Source organism: Pseudomonas sp., assembly GCF_048265905.1.
Classification (GTDB): domain Bacteria; phylum Pseudomonadota; class Gammaproteobacteria; order Pseudomonadales; family Pseudomonadaceae; genus Aquipseudomonas.
On the sequence record NZ_JBLXAP010000003.1, the window covers coordinates 266,447 to 284,058 of the forward strand.

Annotated in this window: 15 protein-coding genes; 6 read left to right on the plus strand and 9 right to left on the minus strand. The window is 54.1% G+C overall.

Annotated features, from left to right (window positions below):
* The first annotated feature begins 152 nt into the window (after positions 1-152).
* Positions 153-623, plus strand: a complete 471-nt coding sequence (gene bfr, locus ACN0UH_RS06750) for a bacterioferritin (RefSeq protein WP_339514843.1) — start codon at positions 153-155, stop codon at positions 621-623.
* Between the two features lie 222 nt (positions 624-845).
* Here the strand turns inward: bfr and grxD are convergent, their stop codons facing one another.
* Positions 846-1,172 (minus strand): Grx4 family monothiol glutaredoxin, encoded by a 327-nt coding sequence (gene grxD, locus ACN0UH_RS06755; RefSeq protein WP_417661335.1) that lies wholly within the window; start codon positions 1,170-1,172, stop codon positions 846-848.
* A 144-nt stretch (positions 1,173-1,316) separates the two neighbouring features.
* Positions 1,317-3,425, minus strand: coding sequence for a molybdopterin oxidoreductase family protein (locus ACN0UH_RS06760; protein ID WP_417661336.1), 2,109 nt, complete (start codon positions 3,423-3,425; stop codon positions 1,317-1,319).
* A 391-nt stretch (positions 3,426-3,816) separates the two neighbouring features.
* Here ACN0UH_RS06760 and argF point away from each other — a divergent pair, with 391 nt between their 5' ends.
* Together argF and ACN0UH_RS06770 are read left to right on the plus strand one after the other, a co-directional pair.
* Positions 3,817-4,737, plus strand: a complete 921-nt coding sequence (gene argF / locus ACN0UH_RS06765; protein ID WP_417661337.1) for an ornithine carbamoyltransferase — start codon at positions 3,817-3,819, stop codon at positions 4,735-4,737.
* Positions 4,734-5,843 carry an ABC transporter ATP-binding protein gene (locus ACN0UH_RS06770; RefSeq protein ID WP_417661338.1) on the plus strand — a complete coding sequence of 370 codons (1,110 nt, stop codon included), beginning with the start codon at positions 4,734-4,736 and terminating at the stop codon, positions 5,841-5,843. The genes argF and ACN0UH_RS06770 overlap by 4 nt, the downstream gene beginning before the upstream one ends.
* 16 nt (positions 5,844-5,859) lie before the next feature.
* Here the strand turns inward: ACN0UH_RS06770 and ACN0UH_RS06775 are convergent, their stop codons facing one another.
* From ACN0UH_RS06775 to ybaK, 4 genes are all read right to left on the minus strand, one after another.
* Positions 5,860-6,651 (minus strand): PhzF family phenazine biosynthesis protein, encoded by a 792-nt coding sequence (locus ACN0UH_RS06775; RefSeq protein ID WP_417661339.1) that lies wholly within the window; start codon positions 6,649-6,651, stop codon positions 5,860-5,862.
* Positions 6,652-6,702: 51 nt separating this feature from the next.
* Positions 6,703-7,521 (minus strand): substrate-binding periplasmic protein, encoded by an 819-nt coding sequence (locus ACN0UH_RS06780; RefSeq protein ID WP_417661340.1) that lies wholly within the window; start codon positions 7,519-7,521, stop codon positions 6,703-6,705.
* A gap of 33 nt (positions 7,522-7,554) precedes the next feature.
* A complete protein-coding gene (gene glpK, locus ACN0UH_RS06785) occupies positions 7,555-9,042 on the minus strand; it encodes a glycerol kinase GlpK (RefSeq protein WP_417661341.1) in 1,488 nt (495 codons plus the stop codon).
* 97 nt (positions 9,043-9,139) lie between these two features.
* Entirely contained in the window at positions 9,140-9,610 is a 471-nt protein-coding gene (gene ybaK / locus ACN0UH_RS06790) for a Cys-tRNA(Pro) deacylase (RefSeq protein ID WP_417661342.1), read from the minus strand.
* A gap of 93 nt (positions 9,611-9,703) precedes the next feature.
* Between ybaK and ACN0UH_RS06795 the strand changes: the two genes are divergently transcribed.
* Positions 9,704-10,462 (plus strand): DeoR/GlpR family DNA-binding transcription regulator, encoded by a 759-nt coding sequence (locus ACN0UH_RS06795; RefSeq protein WP_417661343.1) that lies wholly within the window; start codon positions 9,704-9,706, stop codon positions 10,460-10,462.
* 181 nt (positions 10,463-10,643) lie between these two features.
* Positions 10,644-12,200 (plus strand): glycerol-3-phosphate dehydrogenase, encoded by a 1,557-nt coding sequence (gene glpD, locus ACN0UH_RS06800; protein WP_417661344.1) that lies wholly within the window; start codon positions 10,644-10,646, stop codon positions 12,198-12,200.
* Between the two features lie 93 nt (positions 12,201-12,293).
* On the opposite strand, the gene ACN0UH_RS06805 is transcribed toward glpD, so the two are convergent.
* Together ACN0UH_RS06805 and metE are read right to left on the minus strand one after the other, a co-directional pair.
* Positions 12,294-13,283: an alpha/beta fold hydrolase gene (locus ACN0UH_RS06805; protein ID WP_417661345.1), complete on the minus strand. Its 990-nt coding sequence runs from the start codon at positions 13,281-13,283 to the stop codon at positions 12,294-12,296.
* 210 nt (positions 13,284-13,493) lie between these two features.
* Entirely contained in the window at positions 13,494-15,782 is a 2,289-nt protein-coding gene (metE, locus tag ACN0UH_RS06810) for a 5-methyltetrahydropteroyltriglutamate--homocysteine S-methyltransferase (RefSeq protein ID WP_417661346.1), read from the minus strand.
* 177 nt (positions 15,783-15,959) lie between these two features.
* Between metE and metR the strand changes: the two genes are divergently transcribed.
* Positions 15,960-16,877, plus strand: a complete 918-nt coding sequence (gene metR, locus ACN0UH_RS06815; protein WP_087515963.1) for a transcriptional regulator MetR — start codon at positions 15,960-15,962, stop codon at positions 16,875-16,877.
* A 52-nt stretch (positions 16,878-16,929) separates the two neighbouring features.
* Here metR and ACN0UH_RS06820 read toward each other — a convergent pair whose 3' ends face one another.
* Positions 16,930-17,610 carry a class I SAM-dependent methyltransferase gene (locus ACN0UH_RS06820; protein WP_417661347.1) on the minus strand — a complete coding sequence of 227 codons (681 nt, stop codon included), beginning with the start codon at positions 17,608-17,610 and terminating at the stop codon, positions 16,930-16,932.
* Between the last annotated feature and the right edge of the window lie 2 nt (positions 17,611-17,612).

The following is a 17,612-nucleotide window of genomic DNA, read 5'->3' on the forward strand; positions in this document are numbered from 1 at the left end:
AAATTCAATAACTTAATCTCCAAACGCAGAACTTAAACATTCGTATTAAGTTTAATTTTAACTTATGTATCAAACACTTAGGTTTGACAGGCCAAGTTTCTGAGCTCAAAATTTGATTCTTACATCATTTAAAGCACAAGGCAGGCACGCAAATGAAAGGCGACAAGAAAGTCATCCAGCATCTGAACAAGATCCTCGGTAACGAGCTGGTCGCGATCAACCAATATTTCCTGCATGCACGTATGTACGAAGATTGGGGCCTGAAAAAACTTGGCGAGCACGAGTACCACGAATCGATCGACGAAATGAAACACGCTGACAAGCTGATCAAGCGTATTCTTTTCCTCGAAGGCCTGCCTAACCTGCAAGACCTCGGCAAGATCCTGATTGGTGAAAACACCAAGGAAATGCTTGAGTGCGACCTGAAGATTGAACACAAAGCTCACACCGACCTGAAAGCGGCGATTGCCTACTGCGAAAGCGTTGGCGACTTCGCTAGCCGTGAACTGCTTGAAGATATTCTGTGCTCTGAAGAAGAACACATCGACTGGCTCGAAACCCAACTCAGCCTGCTCGAAGCTGTCGGTCTGCAAAATTACTTGCAGTCGCAGATGGACGAATAATTCAAACGCCTGCAGCATCAAAAACGGCAGCCTTGGGCTGCCGTTTTTTATACCGCGAACTGCCAGTCCAGCGAGACGACCATCCAACAGATACCGGCGAGTTGATAACCGGGCGGCACCAAGTTGCCGAGAATTACCGCCTGGCGGGTTCAGCGCAATTGGCTTTGATCAGGCAAAAAAAATCGACGCCTAAGCATCGATTTTTTTGTGTCTCAGCGAAGCTTACGCTTCGGACTTCTCAACTGCCGCTTTGATCATGGCCTGCAGCTCACCATTATCAAACATCTCAGCAATGATATCGCTACCGCCGACTAACTCACCGCCAACCCACAGTTGTGGGAATGTTGGCCAGTTTGCGTACTTCGGCAGGTTGGCGCGAATTTCTGGGTTTTGCAGGATATCGACATAAGCGAACTTTTCGCCACACGCCATGACAACCTGCGAAGCTTTCGACGAGAAGCCACACTGCGGGGCATTCGGCGAGCCTTTCATGTACAACAGAACAGAGTTGTTAGCGATCTGTTCTTTGATGGTTTCGATGATATCCATTGGGCACCTCAGGACTTAGCTTTACGACTCAAAAGTCGACACGGTTGGCGCTATTGTAGCGAAAAGCCGAGCGTAATGCTCGGCCTCGCCAACAGCAAACAGCATCTGCCCCAAAATAGCTGGCTAGGCACCGCGAGCAGTGCCTTAAGCGGCTACAACTTCGACCGGCACCCCATTCAATGCGGCATTTCCAGACAGCTTGTCGAGTTGTAGTTCATCCGTCAGGTCATTGGCGCTGGCGCCTGGCTGGTTGCTGGCAATCGCCATTTGTACACCCGGTCGCGCATGCCCCCAACCATGCGGCAGGCTAACGACGCCCGGCATCATTTCATCGCTGGCGGCGACCTCAACTTCAATCAGTCCAACCCGTGAACGCACCCGCACCCGCTGGCCATCGGTCAAACTCCGGCTAGCCATGTCCGTGGAGTGCATCAACAATTGATGGCGCGGCTTACCTTTAACCAGTCGGTGATAATTATGCATCCATGAGTTATTGCTGCGCACATGGCGCCGACCAATCAACAACAGCTCCCCGCTGGCGGGCACTGGCTGCTGAGCAAAACGCTGCAAGTCAGCCATGAAAATCTCTGGCGCAGCCTGAACGGCTTTATCAGCCGTTTTGATACGACCTGCCAGATTCGCTTTCAATGGCCCCAAATCCAGACCATGTGGGTGCTCACCAAGCGCCGCAACACTGAGCTTATGCGTTGAATTGTCGCCATACGCGCCGTGGCGCAGGCCCATGTCGATCATCTTGGCTGGCGCCATGGTAGGTTTGAGCGCGGTGCCCATTTTTGCAGAGAACGCTTTCGCCAAACCGACAAAAATCTCCCAGTCATCTAACGCATTGGCAGGTTTATCCAACACTGGCTGATTGAAACGGGTGACATTGCGCACGGCGAAACTATTGAACGTGGTGTCGTAGTGATCGTGCTCCAGCGGCGCAGTGGGCGGCAGGATCAAATCAGCGTAGCGCGTGGTTTCATTGATATAAAAATCGATACTGAGCATAAACTCCAGACCATCGAGCGCCTGCTCCAGCTTGCGTCCATTAGGCGTCGACAACACAGGATTGCCAGCAACACTGACCAAAGCCCTGACCTGCCCTTCGCCTGCGGTCAGCATCTCTTCAGCCAGCGCCGCTACCGGCAGTTCACCACCGTATTCGGGCAAGCCTGAAACCCGGCTTTGCCAAACATTGAAGTGCCCGCCAGAAGTGCTTGCGACCAGATCAACCGCTGGCTCTGTACACAGAGCGCCGCCAACTCGATCAAGATTGCCTGTCACCAGGTTTATCAGTTGCACCAGCCATTGGCAGAGCGTGCCAAATGTCTGAGTCGAGACGCCCATACGGCCATAACACACCGCTTTGTCGGCGGCTGCGAAGTCGCGCGCTAGCTGGCGAATGACTTCTGCCGGTACCGCGCAGCGCTCACTCATTGCCTCGGCGGTAAAGCCGCTGATGGCCTCACGCACAGTCTCCAGTCCTTGCACATTCAGGTGCGTTTCACGCGTCAGGTTTTCTGCGAACAAGGTGTTTAGCAGCCCAAACAACAACGCCGCGTCTTGTCCTGGGCGGACAAACACATGTTGATCGGCAATTGCAGCGGTTTCCGTACGCCGCGGATCAATCACCACAAGCTTGCCGCCGCGGGCCTTGATTGCCTTTAGTCGTTTCTCGACATCCGGTACGGTCATGATGCTGCCGTTGGAGGCCAGCGGGTTGCCTCCCAGAATCAGCATGAAGTCGGTGTGATCGATATCCGGAATCGGAATCAACAAACCATGACCGTACATTTGATGGCTGGTGAGGTGATGCGGCAACTGGTCAACCGAAGTCGCGGAAAAACGATTTCGGGTTTTCAGCTGGCCGAGAAAGTAGTTGCTGTGGGTCATCAACCCATAATTGTGTACGCTCGGGTTACCCTGATAAATCGCTACCGCGTTGTTGCCGTAACGCGCCTGAATATCGCTTAAGCGTTCGGCAACCAGAACGAAGGCCTCATCCCACTCAATCGCCTGCCATTCATTGCCGACACGGCGCATAGGCTGACGAATACGGTCTGGGTCATTCTGAATATCTTGCAGTGCGACGGCTTTCGGGCAGATATGACCGCGACTGAAACTGTCCTGCGCATCGCCTTTGATCGACAAAATCTGCTGGCTGCCATCTGCGGCACGCTCGGTTTCGATAGTCAGGCCACAGATGGCTTCACACAGGTGGCACGCACGGTGATGGAGGGTCTTGCTCATAGCCAGCCTCATATTCTTATTAGGGAGCTGCTGAAAACTACTGCGCTAACTTTTCCAGGTGCTCTTTCGAGTGTATTAGCACGGAATACCAGCAACGACTATGGCGCCCAGTTTGACATTGCACCAGCAGGGTTCGTGCTGTGAATCGACAGGCATCAGGCCAACCGATTCAATTCGGATCAATAGCTCAGGCTATTGGCCACGACATAACCTTGAGATAGCGGGCAAACCCTGAAACACCAGACAATTTGCGCCGAATCGTCATTTCCTTATAAGATTTCGCCTTTCCCTGTTTCGTCGCACTGTGCGGCCTCCTGCCGCAGGTTCAGCCATTCCTACTATTTATAGTTGGCTTTGCAATCTGCGCCCTGCTGTAAAAAAGGTAACTTTGATGAGCGCAAGACATTTTCTCTCGCTGATGGACTGCACCCCTGCTGAGCTGGTGAGTCTGATCCGCCGCGCCATGGAGCTGAAGGATTTGCGCAACCGGGGCGTGCTATTCGAGCCGCTTAAAAACCGTGTTCTGGGCATGATTTTCGAGAAAGCCTCGACCCGTACACGTTTGTCTTTTGAAGCAGGCATGATCCAGTTCGGTGGGCAGGCTATTTTCTTGTCTCCGCGTGACACCCAACTGGGCCGTGGCGAACCTATCGCAGACGCAGCCAAGGTCATGTCACGCATGCTTGATGCGGTGATGATCCGTACCTTCGCCCACGAAACCCTGACCGAGTTTGCCGCCAATTCACGTGTGCCGGTGATCAATGGTCTGTCAGATGATCTACACCCCTGCCAATTGCTGGCCGACATGCAGACCTATCTTGAACACCGTGGCAACATCGCGGGCAAAACCGTGGTCTGGATCGGTGATGGCAACAACATGTGCAACTCTTATATAGAAGCGGCCATCCAGTTCGACTTCAAACTGCATGTTGCCTGCCCTGAAGGCTACGAACCGAGTGCCAGGTTGATGGCTGACGCAGGCGAACGGGTGCAAATATTCCGTGATCCTCGCCAGGCAGTGGTTGGCGCACATTTGGTGACGACCGATGTATGGGCCTCGATGGGCCAGGAAGACGAAGCGCAAGAGCGCATGAAGCTGTTCAAACCCTACCAAGTTGATCGCGCCCTGCTCGATATGGCGGACGAAAACGTATTGTTCCTGCACTGTCTGCCGGCCCACCGTGGCGAAGAGATCAGTGAAGATTTGCTTGATGATCCGCGCTCGGCGGCATGGGATCAGGCGGAAAACCGTCTCCATGCGCAAAAGGCCTTGCTTGAATTCCTAGTCGAAGCGTCACACCACCACGTATGACACACTCAATGCTACTTAACCTGCACAACCTGAGCTGTGGCTACAACGAGCACAAGGTGGTTCAGGATCTCAATCTGCACCTCAATGCCGGTGATATTGGCTGCCTGCTCGGATCATCTGGTTGTGGCAAGACCACAACCTTGCGCGCGATTGCCGGGTTTGAACCAGTGCACAGCGGCGAGATAAGTCTGGCGGGGGAAGTGATTTCCAGTGCCGGCTTTACCCTGGCGCCGGAGAAGCGGCGGATCGGCATGGTGTTTCAGGACTATGCGCTGTTTCCACACCTCAGCGTGGCGCAGAACATAGCCTTTGGCATCCGCAAACAGCCCGACTGCGAGCGCATCACCGAGGAGCTGTTGGCGCTGGTCAAACTTGATCGTCTTGGCAAACGCTACCCGCACGAATTGTCGGGCGGACAGCAGCAGCGCGTATCGCTAGCCCGAGCATTGGCACCAGAGCCTCAACTGCTGTTGCTTGATGAACCCTTCTCCAACCTTGATGGCGAGCTGCGCCGCAGCTTGAGCCGTGAGGTTCGAGAAATCCTCAAGAGTCGTGGCACCAGCGCGATTTTGGTCACCCACGATCAAGAAGAAGCTTTTGCTGTCAGCGATCATGTCGGCGTTTTCAAAGAAGGCAAGTTGGAACAGTGGGACACCCCGTACAACCTGTATCACGAACCCAAGACGCCGTTTGTCGCCAGCTTTATTGGCCAGGGTTATTTTATTCGTGGCCAATTGCTGAGTCCGGAAAAGGTCCAGACTGAACTTGGGGTGATCAGCGGTGATCGTGCTTATATCTGGCCGGCCGGCAGCGCAGTGGATGTACTGCTCAGACCCGACGACATCGTTTACGCGCCAGAAAGCTCGCTCAAAGCGCTAATCGTCGGCAAGACCTTCCTTGGCGCGGCAACCTTGTATCGCCTGCAACTGCCAACCGGCAGCCAGCTGGAGGCGCTGTTCCCTAGCCACGCTGATCATCAGCCAGGTGAAAGCGTGGGAATCCGCGTTGCGGCTGATCACCTTGTCGCTTTCGCCGTGCCGGGCAGTATTGCGGCACACACTGAACTGGCAGACTCCGGCGTGCGCCGCCATAGTTCGGGGAGCTAGGAAAATCGCCCCAGAGCTAAACACTCTCCAATAGCAACATCGCCTTGGCGACCAAAACTGCATTGCCGGCAATTTTTACCCGCTCACCCACCAGCCGACAATGCAGTTCACCGCCCCGCGCAGAAGCTTGGAATGCACGCATTTCAAGTTTGGCCAAACGTTGCGACCAATAGGGAATCAGACTGCAATGGATAGCCCCTGTCACTGGGTCTTCGTCAATTCCAATTGATGGTGCGAAGTAACGCGAGACAAAGTCATGCTGCAACCCTGGTGCGGTAACGATAACGCCCATACCCGGCAGCTTGGCGACCTCAGCCAAATTCGGTAAGCAACTGCGTACAGTCGCTTCATCTGCAACCACGGCAAGCAATTCTGGGCCGACAAATGTCGCCTCCACCGCAACGCCCAATGCAGCAGATACCGCACCTAACAATTGTTCATCTGGCCGAATGCTTTGCGCAGGAAAATCCAGCTCCAAACGCTGGCCAACACGGGTCACCCGGAGCAGCCCAGAAAGGCTGTGGAACTCAATCACTTCGCCGGGCTCGGCGTAGATATTGAACAATACATAAGCTGCCGCCAACGTTGCGTGGCCGCACAACGGCACTTCAGTCGCCGGGGTAAACCAGCGAATATGCCAGCGGCCAGGCTGCTTCACGACAAACGCGGTTTCAGCCAGATTGTGCTCGCCAGCAATTTGCTGCATCAGGGCGTCATCGAGCCAATGATCAAGCCGGTAAACAATGGCCGGATTACCGGCAAATGGACGATCAGAAAATGCATCAACTTGATGATATTCGAGCTGCATAGCGATAAACCTCAGACTTTTTAGTCGGCGATCACGGCAAAACCACCGCTATTATTGAGGGTCCGACAAGAGTGTGCCATTCCCGACGGTAACCGGATTGATACCATAACGACGATATAAAGCATCCAGTTCACCGTTACCTTTATAACGTTCCAGACCTTGCTCAAAAATATCGACATAGCGTTGGCTGGACTTCAGTGCCGGTGAAAATGCGACGTATATCGGCACATCAACCTTGCGGCACCCCACTTCAAGCAGCTCGCCCGCTTGCCCGTGGGCAGCCAGGTACGCTTGCATTACCCAGCTATTTTCAATGACAGTGTCCACTCGGTCTTTGCGCAACTTATCAATATTTAATGCCAGAGCACGATCACCATACGCCAACTGCACCCGTACTCGATTACTCTTATGATTTTCAAAATAAGTGTTCAGCTCAGAACCATAGCTGTAGCCATTAATTGCACCAACTGTCACGTTCAGTAGTGACTCAGTACCTTCATAGCGCCAACTATGCTGAGGTTTGGCATAGAAACAATTGCGCGAGACGCCGGGAAAAGTCTTGCTGAAAATGAAGTCTGGAGCATCTTTGACGCCAGCACCGACCAATGCATTGATTTTACCGCGCCGGACATCGTGTACAGCTCTCGCCCAGTTAATAACGCGATACTCAACATTGATCCCGCGCTCGGCAAAGATACGCTGCACCAACTCAACAAAAATACCGGGCTGCTGCGCATCAAGTGCACAGTTCACAGGACACCAGACATCTCCGGCGATCACCACTGTTTCACTATCGTCTTGGGCTGCACAGAGCCCTTGAGCGCTTATGATTGCAGTAGTTGCCAGACATAACCGTAATGAGCGAATCAAATATCTGCCTCGCAAAGAACAGTAGCCGTTTATCTAACTCTCACTGCGTACGCGCTTAACCGCATCTAACCAACCGCTATAAAGCGTATCGCGGTGACTGTCTGCCATACGCGGGACAAAGCGTTGCTGGCGGTGCCAGTGGCTCGCAATCGCATCCAGGTTTGGATAAATGCCTGCCTGCAAGCCTGCGAGGTAAGCAACACCAAGCGCGGTGGTTTCTGTCACTTTAGGGCGCTCGACTGTGACCCCGAGAATGTCTGCCAAAAACTGCATGACCCAATTATTCTCAACCATTCCACCGTCAACCCTCAGCGCACTGGGCGCTGCAGCTCCGTCCTGTCGCATGGCCTGGAGTAAATCCAACGTTTGATAGCACACCGACTGCAGGCCTGCGGTGACGATCTCTTTGATTCCAGTATCACGTGTCAGACCAAAGATCGCACCGCGTGCTTTAGGGTCCCAATAAGGTGCACCAAGGCCGGTAAATGCAGGCACCAAATACACACCACAGGCATCCCCGGTTTGCTCAGCCATCGCCTCACTGTCACGCGCATGATTGATCAGTTTGATACCGTCACGCAGCCACTGCACTGCTGCACCTGCGACAAAAATACTGCCTTCAACGGCGTATGTGACCTTGCCATTGAGACGATAGCCTACCGTCGTCAACAAGCGGTTCTGCGAGGCTACGGGTGTATCGCCGGTATTTTGAATCATGAAACAACCGGTGCCGTAAGTGCTTTTAACCATACCGGGTTGAAAACACGCCTGACCAACCAATGCCGCTTGTTGATCACCGGCAATACCCAGGACAGGAATTGACGCGCCCAACAGATCGGGCAAACAAGTACCAAAATCCGCAGCCGAGTCCATCACTTCCGGAAGCATGCTCGCCGGAATATCAAACAGCTCGAGCAACTCTGCATCCCATTCTTGGGTGTGGATATTGAACATCAATGTGCGCGACGCGTTAGTCGCATCGGTCTTATGCGATTGACCACCTGTCAGGCGCCACAACAAGAAGCTGTCGACCGTACCAAAGCGCAGTTCGCCACGCTCTGCTCGCTCACGGGCTCCAGCGACATTCTCCAGAATCCAGCGCAGCTTGGTGGCGGAAAAATAAGGATCGATGAGCAGTCCGGTTTTCGCCGCCACATACGCCTCATGCCCTGCTTCCTTAAGCTCGGCACAATAGTCCGCAGTGCGCCGGTCCTGCCAGACAATTGCAGGATGGATCGGCGCGCCGCTTTTGGCATCCCAAACCAAGGTGGTTTCACGTTGGTTGGTGATACCGATTGCAGCGACTTCTTCAATATTCAAACCGCTCTGCTTCAAGGCCTCACGACAGACTTTAAGCGTCGTCAGCCACAGCTCTTCAGCGTCGTGCTCAACCCAGCCGTCTTGCGGGAAATACTGTTTGAACTCCTGCTGCGCGCGCGCCACAGGCAAGCCCTGGGCACTGAATACAATTGCTCGACTGCTCGTCGTGCCCTGATCAATCGCAAGCAGAAACCGTGACATGTATGAGTCCTTGTTATTGTTAGGCCTTCACACCTGAATAGGTGTTGGCCAAAATGAATGAGCGCATGCCGCAATCAAGGCATGCAGCAAACTGAAATTACTCGCGGCCAATTGCCGCAAATTGTGCGCAGGTGTGCTCAGCCAAAACAGCACCCGCTAACTCAACCTCAAGCCCGCGCCTACCCGCACTGACATGAATACTGGGAAAGTGCTGAGCCGAGGTATCTATAAAGGTACGCAAACGCTTCTTTTGCCCCAGCGGACTAATGCCACCTAGCAAGTATCCTGTAGCACGTTGCGCCGCAGTCGGATCAGCCATGTCGACTTTTTTGACCCCGGCGGCGCTAGCCAATGCCTTCAAGTCCAGACTACCGGCTACTGGCACCACTGCAACTAAAAGCTCCCCTTTCTCACTGGCAGCCAATAGCGTCTTGAATACCCGAGCAGGATCAAGGCCAAGCTTATCGGCAGCCTCCAACCCATAAGAAGCAACCTTTGGGTCGTGGCTATAGCTGTGTACTTGGAACTGCGCTTTAGCCTTTTTTAACAGTTCAATTGCAGGCGTCATGTTCGTTTGTGAAAATACTCTGATAAAGTCTGATTACCATAGCCGAAAAAATCTTCCTGAGCAGCCTATAATGGCGCAAAAAAGGACCCTTTCATGACTCTGGCACCGCGTCAGCAAGACATTCTTAATCTGGCTCGTGAGCGTGGATACGTCAGCATCGACGAACTTGCTCAAGCATTCACCGTCACCCCCCAAACTATCCGCCGCGACATCAATCAGCTCGCCGAACAAGGCTTGCTACGTCGCACTCACGGCGGTGCGGCTTGCGAAAACTCAAGCACGCAAAATACTGCATACACCATGCGTGCAGGGCAAATGCGTGAAGAAAAGCAGCGCATCGCTGAAGCCATTGCCGCGCAGATACCAAACCATGCCTCTTTGTTCATCAATATCGGCACGACCACTGAAGCCATTGCCCGCGCCCTGTTGAATCACAAAGGTTTAAAAATCATCACCAACAATCTGCATGTTGCGGCGCAACTTAGCAGTAAGCCTGACTTCGAAGTCCTCGTAGCGGGCGGAACAGTGCGTCCTGACGGCGGAGTTGTCGGCCAAGCCGCAGTCGATTTCATTGCACAATTCAAGGTCGACTTTGCGCTGGTTGGCATCAGCGGGATTGACGAAGACGGCAGTCTCCTCGATTTCGACTATCAGGAAGTCCGGGTTTCCCAAGCAATCATCAGCAATGCTCGGCATGTATTACTAGCTGCTGACTCGAACAAATTCGGACGCAACGCAGTGGTTCGGCTAGGCCCTATCAATCTGGTCAATCAAGTCTTCACTGATGCAGCGCCGAGCCCGGCAATCACCCGGCTTTTGCACGACGCAAAAATCCAGCTCAACCTCGTTTAAAAACCTTCTGTCAGCGGCTCGCTTACCCGACCCAAGGTAGGTGTGCGCATGCCTGCGTGAATTAAATCGAACTGGCCGGTGCAAACATCAGCTGCAGACTGGCGGGATCAAGGTTATTCAACTAACATATGTTCGAAAGTGAACATATGAAGTTCAATTTCGACCTTTTGCGAGTGCCAGCATGCCCAATCACAGCACCCACAACGCGCCCATTGCCGAGATTTACGACCTTGCCGTTGTCGGTGGCGGTATCAATGGCGTCGGCATTGCCGCCGATGCTGCCGGACGCGGCTTGTCGGTTTTTCTCTGTGAGCGCGATGATCTGGCCGAACACACCTCGTCAGCCAGCAGCAAACTGATCCACGGCGGCTTACGCTACCTCGAACATTATGAGTTTCGCTTAGTGCGCGAAGCACTGGCTGAGCGCGAGGTGCTGCTGGCGAAAGCACCACACATCATCAAACCGATGCGTTTTATCCTGCCGCACCGCCCTCACCTGCGCCCGGCATGGATGATTCGAGCGGGCTTGTTTCTATACGATCATCTCGGCAAGCGCGAAAAGCTGCCGGGTTCACATGGTTTGCGCTTCGGTGCCGACAGCCCGATGAAAGCGGAGATCAGCCGCGGCTTTGAGTACTCCGACTGCTGGGTTGACGATGCCCGGCTGGTGGTTCTCAATGCCATGGCTGCCCGCGAAAGCGGTGCGCACATCCACACTCAAACCCGCTGCACCAGTGCCCGGCGCAGCAAAGGCCTGTGGCACATTCATCTTGAGCGCGCCGACGGCAGCCTGTTTTCAATTCGCGCCCGCGCACTGGTCAATGCTGCAGGGCCGTGGGTGGCAAAGTTTATTCATGACGATCTCAAGCAAAAATCGCCCTACGGTGTGCGCCTTATTCAAGGCAGCCACATCATCGTGCCCCGCAGGTTTGAGGGCGAACAGGCGTATATCCTGCAGAACGAAGACCAGCGCGTTGTATTTGCGATTCCCTACCTTGATCAATTCACCATGATCGGCACCACTGATCGTGAATATAAGGGTGACCCTCGCGCCGTTGCGATCACCGAGGAGGAAACCGATTACCTGCTCAACGTATTCAACGCGCACTTTCGTCAGCCGCTTGCACGCGAAGATATTTTGCACAGTTTCTCTGGAGTCAGACCGCTGTGTGACGATGAGTCTGCTGAGCCATCAGCTGTAACGCGCGACTACACCCTGTCACTTTTGGGGCACCCTGGCGAGGCGCCGCTACTCTCGGTATTCGGCGGCAAGCTAACCACCTACCGTAAACTGGCCGAGTCCGCACTGAAGTTGCTGGCCAGCCATTTCCCACAAATGGGACCAAGCTGGACAGCCACCAGCTTACTGCCTGGCGCCGAGGATTTTGAAAGCCAGAGCGCCTTGGTCGAAGCACTCAGCGCTCGCTTCAGTTGGTTACCGACCACTCTGGTTCGACGGTGGGCGACCACCTACGGCAACCGCAGCTGGCTGTTGTTAAACGGGGTAAACGACCTGCAAGACTTGGGCGAGCACTTTGGGGCGCAGTTGTATGCCTGTGAAGTTGACTATCTGTGTAATGAAGAGTGGGCCACGGCACCAGCAGATATTGTATGGCGACGCACCAAGCTGGGTTTGTTCATGAGTGCAGCAGAACAATTGCGCCTGAGCCAGTACTTGCAAGAACGCCGTGGTTCAGCGTCGAAACCAACGCCCCTGAATGCAACGCTGACTCACTAACTCGCCTCTGGCCGTTCACTCGATCATGGTGGACAAGCTTCGCCTTGCCCACCCGAGCGATTACCCCCGAATGGCCCGCCATCTCACGCAAAACTACAGTTTGGCGATATGAGTATCTGTACGATGCTGAATCAAATACGGCAACACCGCTGACAGTAGCGGCTGTTTAAACGCCGCTTGAAAGCGATGAGCCAAACCGGGAATCAGCTTTAATTGGCTGCCGCGAATATGGGCGGCCAGATGCACACCGTGCATCACCGGCAGCAGCGGGTCAGCCGTGCCGTGCACCACCAGAGTCGGAACACGTAAGCGATTGAGCAATTCGACGCGGCTTGGCTCGGCCAAAATAGCTGCAATTTGCCGCTCAACACCTTGTGGATTAAAAGCGCGATCATAAGAAATCTGTGCTTCGTGCAACAATTCCTGGCGATCATCCTTCACCTCAGGGCTTCCCAAGGCTGCGAGCAAATCTGCTTGCTGCTCCAGTGCAACAGCTCTATTCGGGGCCTCGCGCCGCCCCAATAACGCGAGTAATTTAGGGCTCGGTGCCGGTAAACCTTCAGCCCCCGAACTGCTCATGATGAGCGTCAGACTTTGCACATGCTGCGGCGCGATATCCGCCAGGTGCTGGGCGATCATTCCACCCATACTTGCGCCCAATACATGAAAGCGCTGTATTCCCAGCGAGTCCATCAAACCTAGTGAGTCCTCAGCCATATCAGTCAAGCTGTATGGCGCGGACACACCCAAGCCGACGCGGTAGCGCAGCACTTGATAGGTCAGGTTTACCGTTGCCTCAGGCTGGTGCCAGGTACTTAAACCAACATCACGGTTATCAAAACGGATCACCCGAAAACCCTGCTCACACAGCGACTTAACGACTTCATCTGGCCAATGAATCAGTTGCCCACCCAGCCCCATCACTAACAACAAGGCCGGATCACGATCACGACCAACGCTTTGATAGGCAAGATTTAACTCACCCACATCAGCAAATTGTGTAGCTGCAGTTAGATCGCAACGGACCGCAGAAAATGACGACACACTGAATAACAGCGCGGCGATAAATAAAAACGCACGCATAAAAACACCAAAACGCAGAACCCCATTAAGTTGCGAGTTTGATGATATTTATGCTTTCGCGCTGCCACAGAACCATGACAATTTAATGAACCCTGCTGAGTGGTCGTTTTGCTTCCAGCGCAAACAGCATCGGCGGTTGATTAATACCGCTTTAAATCCTGCCAGCAACGCTCGCACATTGCATGCCCGCACGGCTGGCAGGTCAGTCGGTTAAGCTAACTGCGTGCGCAACTCACGCGCTGCCGCGACCATATTCACCAGCGCGGCTTCGGTCTCTGCCCAACCACGGGTTTTCAAACCGCAGTCGGGATTAACCCAGAGTCGTTCAGCGGGGATACGCTGCACAGCCTTGGTCATCAACTTGATGATTTCAGAGGTTTCCGGCACCCGTGGTGAGTGAATATCGTAGACGCCGGGGCCAATATCATTGGGGTAATCGAAGGCTTCAAACGCATCCAACAACTCCATGTCAGAACGCGAGGTCTCGATGGTGATGACATCAGCATCCATCGCTGCAATTGACTCAATCACATCGTTAAATTCGCTGTAGCACATGTGTGTATGGATCTGAGTTTGATCCTGTACACCCGAAGCACATAGGCGAAACGCCTCGGTTGCCCAGTCGAGATAGCCCTGCCAAGCCGCTTTGCGCAACGGCAAGCCTTCACGGAACGCGGCCTCATCAATCTGGATGATCTTGATTCCGGCCTTTTCCAGGTCAACCACTTCATCGCGAATAGCCAGCGCCAACTGCCGCGCCTGAACTTCACGGCTGACATCCTCGCGCGGGAAGGACCACATCAGCATGGTCACCGGCCCGGTCAACATGCCTTTCATGACTTTGCTGGTGAGGCTCTGCGCATAACGAATCCATTCGACAGTCATGGCTTTAGGGCGACTCAAGTCACCAAAGATCACCGCCGGTTTCACGCAACGCGAACCATAACTCTGCACCCAGCCAAAACGGGTGAACGCGTAGCCATCGAGCTGCTCGGCGAAATACTCGACCATGTCGTTACGCTCTGCCTCGCCGTGCACCAGCACGTCCAGGCCAAGGTCTTCTTGCACTTTGACTGCATGACGAATTTCGCTGTACATGGCCTCGGTGTATTCAGCGCCTGACAATTTGCCTTGCTTGAATGACTGACGCGCCAGACGAATAGAGGCAGTCTGCGGGAACGAGCCAATGGTGGTGGTCGGAAATGCAGGCAGCTGCAAACGTTGGCGTTGCAGATCAATACGCTTAGCAAAGTTCGATGCCCGCTGGCCGTCGGCTGCAGTCACTGCACGCAAGCGCGCCTGTACATCAGGCTTGTGAATACGTTTGGACTGCTCACGACTGAGTTGCACTTGAGCGCTGTGCGCCAATGCGGCCTTAACGTCCTCAGCTTCCGGGTCATTCAATGCCTTGCTCAACAGCGCTATCTCCGAGCACTTCTGCACGGCAAACGACAGCCAGCTTTTAAGCTCGGCATCCAACGTGTCTTCACGCTTCAAGTCAACCGGACTGTGCAGCAGCGAGCATGAACCGGCTACCCAAAGATTGTCGCCAAAGCGGTTCTGCGCCTGCTTTAACGCCTGCAGCGCAGCATTAAGATCACAACGCCAGACGTTACGACCATTGACCACGCCCAGAGACAGCACCTTGTAGCTTGGCAGGCGATCAAGCAGCAGCGGCAGTTGCTCAGGCGCACGCACCCAATCGACATGCAGCCCATCGACCGGCAAAGTAACAGCCAGACCGAGGTTGTCTTCAAGGCCGCTGAAGTAGGTGGCCACCAGTTTTTTCAGCGGTGCGTGCTGGAGCAAGTGATAAGCGCGCTCGAAAGCGTTCTTCCAGTCTTGCGGTAGATCCAGACCAAGAATGGGTTCGTCAATTTGCACCCACTCAACATCAAGCGCAGCCAAACGACCAAGAATTTCGCCGTATATCGGCAATAAGCGCTCAAGCAATTCAAGTTTGTCGAAATCGTCGCCCTTGGCTTTACCCAGCCACAAATAAGTCAGCGGGCCAATCAAAACCGGTTTGACCTGATGCCCCAAAGCTTTTGCCTCCGCAACCTCTTCAAACAGCTGCTCCCAGCTCAATTGAAAGCGCTGATCGGCACTGAATTCAGGCACTAGATAGTGATAATTGGTATCGAACCACTTAGTCATTTCCTGCGCATGGGCACCGCCGCAACAGCTTTTGCTGACACCACGGGCCATGCCAAACAAGGTATCCAGTGTCGGCTGGCCAGACTCAGGACGAAAACGCTGAGGAACCACACCAAAAGTCAGCGAGTGAGTGAGCACTTGGTCGTACCAGGCAAAGTCACCCACTGGCAGCAAGTCGATACCCGCGTCTTTTTGCAGTTGCCAATGATTCGCTCGCAGCTCGCGGCCGGCGGCACGCAAACCTGCCTCATCCAGCTCGCCTCGCCAATGCGCTTCCAGCGCCTTCTTTAATTCACGGTCGCGGCCGATGCGAGGAAAACCGAGGGAATGAGATACAGCCATGATTTAATGCTCCGTACAGATGATGGTGTGTATTCTCAACAACACTGAATCATGAGACAAACTCAACATATTCGTATTGATCTATAGTTTTACTCATGTTCATATGGCGCCAGCGCTGACACTGGCCCACCCGCCCCATCGCTTATCTTCTATTGCGCCCGCGACCGTGAGACCGCCATGCTTGAACTTCGCCATCTAAAAACCCTGCACGCGCTGCGCGAAAGCGACAGCCTGGTTGACGCAGCAGAACGCTTACACCTGACTCAGTCGGCACTCTCACATCAGTTCAAAGAGCTTGAAGAGCGACTGGGTATGCAGTTATTTGTACGCAAGACCAAACCTGTGCGTTTCACCAGCGCTGGCTTGCGCTTATTGCAGTTATCCGATTCGGTGCTGCCTTTATTGCGCGGCGCCGAACGTGATCTGGCACGCTTGGCTGGCGGGACTGCAGGCCGGTTGCACATGGCGATTGAATGCCACAGTTGCTTCCAGTGGCTGATGCCGACCATTGACCAATTTCGCGATGCCTGGCCAGAAGTCGAACTTGACCTGGCCTCAGGATTCTCTTTTGCGCCGTTGCCCGCCTTGGCTCGCGGCGACCTTGATTTGGTCGTCACTTCAGACCCCATCGAGCTGGCGGGTATTACTTACATACCGCTATTCACTTACGAAGCAATGCTCGCTGTCGCCAATCAGCATGCGCTGGCGAACAAGGCATTTATCGTCGCGCAAGATTTAGAGAAAGAAACGCTGATCACCTACCCTGTCGAACGTGACCGGCTGGATATTTTTACCCGTTTTCTCGAACCGGCGGATATCGAGCCAGCGCAAGTACGTACTTCCGAGCTGACAGTCATGATGATGCAACTGGTCGCCAGCGGACGCGGGGTCTGCGGCTTGCCGAACTGGGCGCTGCACGAGTACAGCTCGCGGGGTTATGTCACCGCCAAACGCCTAGGTGAAAAAGGCTTGCTGGCCACACTCTACGCGGGGATTCGCACCGATATGCTCGATGCGCCATTTATGCGCGACTTTTTACTGACCGCGAAAGACACCTCGTTCGCTAACCTTGAAGGCGTTAGCGTCGCCCGCTAAAGCACTGCCGGAAAGTCACTGCGCCGCGTATTCCAGTGCTCTTTAACCAGCGCTAGGCGCGGATGCTCAATAACAACATTGACGCAGGTTGCATCTGCTGCGGGTGTTTGGGTTCCTGCAACGATTGCAACTGCCAACCCGCCTCAGCCAGCAGTGCAAGCCACGATTGCAGAGTGCGAAAGAACCAAGGCATGGGCTGCGTGAACTCATTGCCAAAATCACTGAACTGCTCAACGCGCCAACCATCAACATACGGCTGGTTGACGCAGGCTTGCCAAGGATGCAGCGTTTGGATGAGTAGATATCCGCCGTCAGTCGCACGGGCACGCATTGCCTTGAGGCTGGGCAAAAGCTCCTCATCAAGCAGCGCAAAGTTGCACACCAACACGTCAAACTGGCCCAATGTTTGTCCCGCTTCAGCGAGTTGATCATAACCAAACTGATAATAACGCTGCGGGTAAGGATCGGCTGCGCGAGCCTGCAATATTAATGGTTGCGAGGCATCAACACCGAGCACCTCAAGACCTTTATCCGCCAATGCCCGGCACAGCCAACCTTCACCGCAACCGACATCCAGCACACGCGTGGGCGCACATTGATGTATCGCCTCAAGCACTGCCGCATCAGTGACCAGACGCCGGCTCGCCAAGCGTTGCTCACGAACAACCTTGGTCCACGCCTCGGCGTTGGCTTGCCAGCTGCGAATCAGTTGCGCGGGTTTATCAACTGGCATTT